Raw genomic sequence first — 5,661 nt, forward strand, 5'->3', positions numbered from 1 at the left:
GCCGACGAGCCGTTCGGCGCGCTGGACGCGCTGACCCGGCTGAAGATGCACGCGCTGCTGCGGCAGCTGTGCGCCGCGCACCAACCCGCCGTACTGCTGGTGACACACGACGTCGACGAGGCGATTGTGCTGGCCGACCGGGTGATCGTGCTCGACGCCGGGCGGATCGTCGCCGAGGAGACCGTCACGTTGACCGGGCCGCGGAGCGCGGCCGATCCGGAGTTCGCCGCGATCCGCTCGCGGCTTCTAGATGCCTTGGGAGTTTCGGTATGAGCAGGCAGTTGCACCTGAACGCGTTCCTGATGAGCACCGGGCACCACGAGGCGTCCTGGCGGCTGCCGGAGAGTGACCCGTTCGCGAACACGTCGGTCGAGCACTACCAGAAGCTGGCGCAGCTCGCCGAGCGCGGGCGCTTCGACTCGATCTTCTTCGCCGATTCGCCGGTGCTGTTCGGGAACGTCGGACGGCGGCCGGCCGGGTCGCTGGAGCCGACGGTCCTGCTGACCGCGATCGCCGCCGTGACGTCGCGGATCGGCCTGATCGCGACCGCGTCCACGACGTACAACGAGCCGTACAACCTGGCCCGGCGGTTCGCCAGCGTCGACCACGTGAGCGGCGGGCGCGCGGGGTGGAACGTGGTCACCACGGCCGGCCCGGAGGCGGCGCGGAATTTCAACCTGAGCGACCAGCCCGCGCATGCGGAGCGGTACGAGCGGGCCGCGGAGTTCCTCGAGGTCGCGTACCAGCTGTGGGACTCGTGGCAGGACGACGCCGCGATCGCGGACAAGGACTCGGGTGTGTGGGCCGTGCAGGACCGCGTCGTACCGATCGACCACGTCGGACGGCACTTCCAGGTACGCGGACCGCTCAACCTGCCGCGGTCGCCGCAAGGGCATCCGTTGATCGTGCAGGCGGGGTCCTCGGAGGACGGGAAGGGGCTGGCCGCGCGGTACGCCGAGGCCGTATTCACCGCGCAGCAGACGCTGGAGGACGCGCAGGACTTCTACCAGGACCTCAAGGCGCGGGCGGTTGCTCTTGGGCGGGATCCGTCCGGGCTGAAGATCCTGCCCGGGATCGTGCCGGTGATCGGGTCCACGGTCGCGGAGGCGGAGCGGCTCGAGCACCGGCTGGACTCGCTGATCCGGCCCGAGTACGCGCGGCTGCAGCTGGCGCGGACGCTGCGGGTGTCGCCGGAGGACCTGCCGTTCGACCAGCAGCTGCCCGCGGACCTGCCGGACGAGGACGAGATCGAGGGCTCGAAGAGCCGGTACACGCTGATCGTGACGCTCGCACGCCGCGAGAAGCTGACCGTCCGCGAGCTGATCGGCCGGCTCGGCGGTGGACGCGGGCACCGGACGTTCACCGGCACGCCGGAGCAGGTCGCGGACGCGATCCAGCACTGGTTCGAGGCCGGCGCGGCCGACGGCTTCAACGTGATGCCGCCGGTCCTCCCGTCCGGCCTGACCACGTTCGTCGACGAGGTGATCCCGATCCTCCAGGCACGCGGCCTCTTCCGCACCGAGTACACGGGTACGACGTTGCGCGACCACTACGGCCTCCCCCGCCCGGCCGGCCGCGCGCCGCAGCCTCAGGAGGTGTCCGCCTAGTCCGCGGGTATTGCTGGGCATTCCGGTGAAACGCAGTACGGTCCTGTGAAAGAGTTTCCGTCATGGGGAATATCCCGCGCGTCGTCGCCCATCGCGGAGCCAGTGCGGTTGATCCGGAACACACGCTCGCGGCGTACCGGAGGGCCATCGAGTACGGCGCCGACGGCCTTGAGTGCGACGTCCGGCTGACCGCGGACGGGCATCTCGTCTGCGTCCACGACCGGACCATCGAACGCACCTCGAACGGTACCGGCGTGGTCTCGCGGCTGAGCCTCGCGGAGCTCCAGCAGTACGACTGGGGCTCCTGGAAGAACGGGAACGACGGACAACCGATCCTCACCCTGGAGACCCTGCTCGGGACCGTCCGGGATGCCGGCCGCCCGGTCGAGCTGGCGGTCGAGACCAAGCACCCGACCCGGTACGCCGGCCTCGTCGAGCGCCGCCTGGTCGAAGCCCTGGACCGCTTCGGCTGGGCGCGCCCGCGACCCGGAACGGAGTCGCCGGTCCGGGTGATGAGCTTCTCCTGGCTCTCGCTCCGCCGGATGCGCTCCGCGGCGCCCGGCCTGCGCACCGTGCTGCTGATGGACCGGGTCCCGCTGCGCTTCCGCGGCGGCACGCTCCCGGCCGGCGTCTCGTACGCCGGTCCGAGCCTGGCGATCGTCACCGCGCACCCGGAGTACGTCGACCGCGCGCACAAACACGGGCATCAGGTACACGTCTGGACCGTGAACGCCGAGAACGACGTCCGGCACTGCCGAGACGTCGGTGTCGACGCGGTGATCAGCGACCGCCCCGACATGGCCCTGCGGGTACTGCGGGAAGAACCGGGACGTCGCACCTGACCTGCGGGTTTGTGACACGCCGGGACGGAATTGTGTGGCTTGCGTCACGCCGGTGTGGATACGTAGCGGTGCGAATGCGGGCGGTTATTGCAACGTTCAATTCCGTCGATTTCGTTACGGTTTCCGGGGGTTTAGGCGGGGCTGTGTAACGGAATACCTGCGGGTGTTTTCGGCACCGGATTCGTGGGCAGAACTTCCTGTGGCTGAACCGATCATCGAGGAGACCCTGCTTGTCCTCTGCGACCCTGCCCGCCGACGTCAGCGTCGTGGACGTCGTACTGCCGCACGAAGTGTCCGCGGTAGCGGACGCCCGGCGCCGTCTCGGTGCCTACCTGAAGCGCCACCGGGTCGCCCGCAACGCCTCCGACGACGCCCAGCTCGTGCTGTCCGAGCTGCTCTCGAACGCGATCCGGTACGCCCCGCCGCTGCCCACCGGTGACGTCCGCGCCGCCTGGTGGATCGACAAGGCCGGCATCCACGTCGAGGTCACCGACGGCCGCGGCGACACCGAGCCGCAGCGCGTCACCGACCCGCACCCCGAGTCCATCGGCGGCCGCGGCCTGGCCATCGTCGACGTCCTGACCACCGGCTGGGACGTCCGCACCGCCCGCACCCACCGCACCGTCCACGCGATCGTCCCGAGCTAGGGCTGGTTGGCTCTCACCAGGGGTGGACTGTAAGACTGCGGGGTTATGGGAAAGAAGTCGCGGCAGCGCGCGCAGAACTCGACTCCGACCGTCACGCTCGACCCGGCCGATCTGGTGGACGTCGGTCCGCGCGAACCCTGCCCGTGCGGCTCGGGCAAGCGGTTCAAGCAGTGCCATGGCAAGGACCGCGCGCAGGCGGCGGACGCGTTCGTGGTGCGGCCGTTCGAGGGGCTGCCGTCGGAGTGTGACCTGATCGCGTTCCGCGAGATCGTCCCGTCCGGCACCGTGCAGGTCGAGCTGACCGGCGACCACGCCGGCAAGGTGGTGAACCTGGTGACCCTGCTGCCGATGGCGATGCCGGGTCTGGTCCGCGACGACGAGACGATCTGGATCGGCCTCCAGACGCACGCCTCCTCCGGCGACCCGAGCCGCGACCTCGGCCATGCGATCACCGCCGCGCTCCGCACCGAGCCCGGCAACCCGATCCAGCTCGGCGACCTGATGAAGGACGGACCGCGGCTGCAGGACCTGATCGATACGACGAAGGCGCTCGAGGTCAAGGTGCACGAGGGCTTCGACTACTGGGTCGGCGAGAACGTCGAGGACCCGACCGGCGAGGTCGCCGCGGGCCTGGAGCGCGCGAACGCCGCCGCGGCCCCGACCGTACGGCTGGAGTCGGTCGACGCCGCGTACTGGACCCAGATCGGCGACCGCATCTACCTCCGCTGGGTGATGCCGCACACCGAGGACACCCTCCTCGACGCGCTGGCCCGGCTGCACGCGGCCGGCTCGTCCGCGGTGGTCGACGGCAGCCGCCTGATCGGATCCTTCCGCGCCCTCGGCGTCCTGGCCCCGGTCTGGGAGCTTCCGGCCGGTACCGAGGCTGCCGACGTGGAGAAGCCGGCCGCCGACTTCGCCGCCGCCCTGGAGAAGGCGCTGGCCACCGACGCCCCGCTCACCACCGAGGAGCGCGCCGCGAAGGCCGGCCTGGCCAGCCGCCAGCTCACCATCCGCTGACCCGCTCCGGGAAGCGAGAACGCCCACCTCAGCTGGTGCTGAGGTGGGCGTTCTGCTGACTGCCAGTGGTCTAGGCCATGATCGTTCAAATCGGCCCAGCAACGTGGACGGCCCAAGTCCTGCTGACGGGGGAGCAACAGGGCCTGGGCCTAGGCATGAAGATTACCCAGGAAGGCCGCCCTCCACAACCCCCGATTTCACTCCGCGTGTCGCCGACCTCACGCGGCCCGGTTTCCGAGGGCGCCTCAGCGGGTGAGTGGGGCGCGCAGGACGGGGCAGGACATGCAGCGCGGGCCGCCGCGGCCCGAGCCGAGTTCGGAGCCGGAGATCCGGACGACCTCGATCCCGGACTCCTCGAGGCGGGCGTTGGTCTCGACGGTGCGCTCGTACGCGATGCAGACCCGCGGCGCGACGGCGAGCGTGTTGTTCCCGTCGTCCCACTGCTCGCGCTCGGCCGTGACCGGGTCCAGGCCGGTGTCGATCCGGCGGAGGGTGTCGATGCCGAGCGCCTTCGCGGCGGCGACCAGGAACGGCTCGGGGGTCGCGATGTGCAACTGCTCGCCGTCGGTGGTGACCGCGAGCGCGCGCATCTCCTCGGCCATGTTCGGATACATCAGCACGGCGTCGGTGTCGACCATCGTGCAGACGGTGTCGAGATGCATCGTCGCCCGCTGCTGTGCGATCGGTACGGCGAGCACCGTGTGCGCCAGGCCCTTCGCGAACACCCGTCGCGCCAGCCGCTCCACCCCGGCCGGCGTGGTTCGCTCCCCGACCCCGACGGCGAGTACGCCGGGACCGAGCGCGAGCACGTCGCCGCCCTCGACGTGCTCCAGCTGGTGGTCGTACACCTTGTCCGCGCCGGCGAACCGCGGGTGGAACGTGTAGATCAGCTCGGTCAGCTGCGTCTCGCGCATCCGGGCCGGCATCGCCAGCGAGGTGACCGCGACCGAGTCCCGGATCCAGACGCTGGAGTCGCGGGTGAAGAGCAGGTTCGGCAGCGGGTCGATGAGGAAGTCCTCGTGCGCCAGGAGCGACGTCACCAACCCGCCGGAGTGCACCTCGTCGTTGCGTACGCCGGCCATCAACGCCTCGGCCAGCGCGCCGGGGTCGAGGTCGCCGAGGTAGGCCCGCAGGTAGTCGCGGAGGGTGTCACCGAGCCGCAGGTCCTCCGTCGCGCCGGCGACCGCCTGGTGGCGCGCCTCGGGGTGGTCCAGGGACTCGGTGAGCAGTTCGCCGAGGTACAGCACCTCGACGTCGCGGTCGCGGAGGGTCTGGGCGAAGGCGTCGTGCTCGTCCTGCGCGCGGCCGACCCACGGGATGCCGTCGAACAGCAGTTTGTCGTTGTTCCGCGGAGTGAGTCGCCGGAGCTCGTTGCCGGGCCGGTGCAGCATCACCGTTCGCAGCCGGCCGACCTCACTGTCGACGCCGTACGTACTCCCAGCCATCCGTCCACCCTCCGGTCGCGTGTACGCACCACGCTACTCCCGCCAATGTGTCTGATTGTCCGACAATATCAGTCTCGGATGCGGTCGTAGAACAGGCAGAGGG

General features: G+C 70.4%; 5 protein-coding genes and 1 pseudogene. 5 read left to right on the forward strand and 1 reads right to left on the reverse strand.

Translation table 11 applies throughout. The features are described 5' to 3' along the window. The 5 genes and pseudogenes from VFF46_RS08050 to VFF46_RS08070 all read left to right on the forward strand — a co-directional run. Nucleotides 1-273: pseudogene (locus VFF46_RS08050) on the forward strand (sulfonate ABC transporter ATP-binding protein); the annotation flags it as partial. Continuing rightward, entirely contained in the window at nt 270-1,607 is a 1,338-nt protein-coding gene (locus tag VFF46_RS08055; protein ID WP_325036400.1) for an LLM class flavin-dependent oxidoreductase, read from the forward strand. The pseudogene VFF46_RS08050 and the gene VFF46_RS08055, both read left to right, overlap by 4 nt. A 62-nt stretch (nt 1,608-1,669) precedes the next feature. Continuing rightward, nucleotides 1,670-2,449 carry a glycerophosphodiester phosphodiesterase gene (locus VFF46_RS08060; RefSeq protein WP_325036401.1) on the forward strand — a complete coding sequence of 260 codons (780 nt, stop codon included), beginning with the start codon at nt 1,670-1,672 and terminating at the stop codon, nt 2,447-2,449. Between the two features lie 230 nt (nt 2,450-2,679). After that, on the forward strand, nt 2,680-3,096 hold the full coding sequence (locus tag VFF46_RS08065) for an ATP-binding protein (RefSeq protein ID WP_325036402.1): 417 nt from the start codon (nt 2,680-2,682) through the stop codon (nt 3,094-3,096). Between the two features lie 45 nt (nt 3,097-3,141). Further along, nucleotides 3,142-4,113: a DUF5926 family protein gene (locus tag VFF46_RS08070; protein ID WP_325036403.1), complete on the forward strand. Its 972-nt coding sequence runs from the start codon at nt 3,142-3,144 to the stop codon at nt 4,111-4,113. Nucleotides 4,114-4,358: 245 nt separating this feature from the next. Here VFF46_RS08070 and VFF46_RS08075 read toward each other — a convergent pair whose 3' ends face one another. Next, nucleotides 4,359-5,558, reverse strand: a complete 1,200-nt coding sequence (locus VFF46_RS08075) for an arginine deiminase (protein WP_325036404.1) — start codon at nt 5,556-5,558, stop codon at nt 4,359-4,361. Between the last annotated feature and the right edge of the window lie 103 nt (nt 5,559-5,661).

The sequence above is a fragment of the Kribbella sp. genome (genome assembly GCF_035655035.1).
Classification (GTDB): Bacteria; Actinomycetota; Actinomycetes; order Propionibacteriales; family Kribbellaceae; genus Kribbella.

Bases quoted from the DNA above. Each gene is read 5' to 3' on its own strand.
- VFF46_RS08070 (WP_325036403.1), top strand. From the start codon at position 3,142: ATGGGAAAGAAGTCGCGGCAGCGCGCGCAGAACTCGACTCCGACCGTC.
- VFF46_RS08075 (WP_325036404.1), bottom strand. From the start codon at position 5,558: ATGGCTGGGAGTACGTACGGCGTCGACAGTGAGGTCGGCCGGCTGCGA.
- VFF46_RS08055 (WP_325036400.1), top strand. From the start codon at position 270: ATGAGCAGGCAGTTGCACCTGAACGCGTTCCTGATGAGCACCGGGCAC.
- VFF46_RS08060 (WP_325036401.1), top strand. From the start codon at position 1,670: ATGGGGAATATCCCGCGCGTCGTCGCCCATCGCGGAGCCAGTGCGGTT.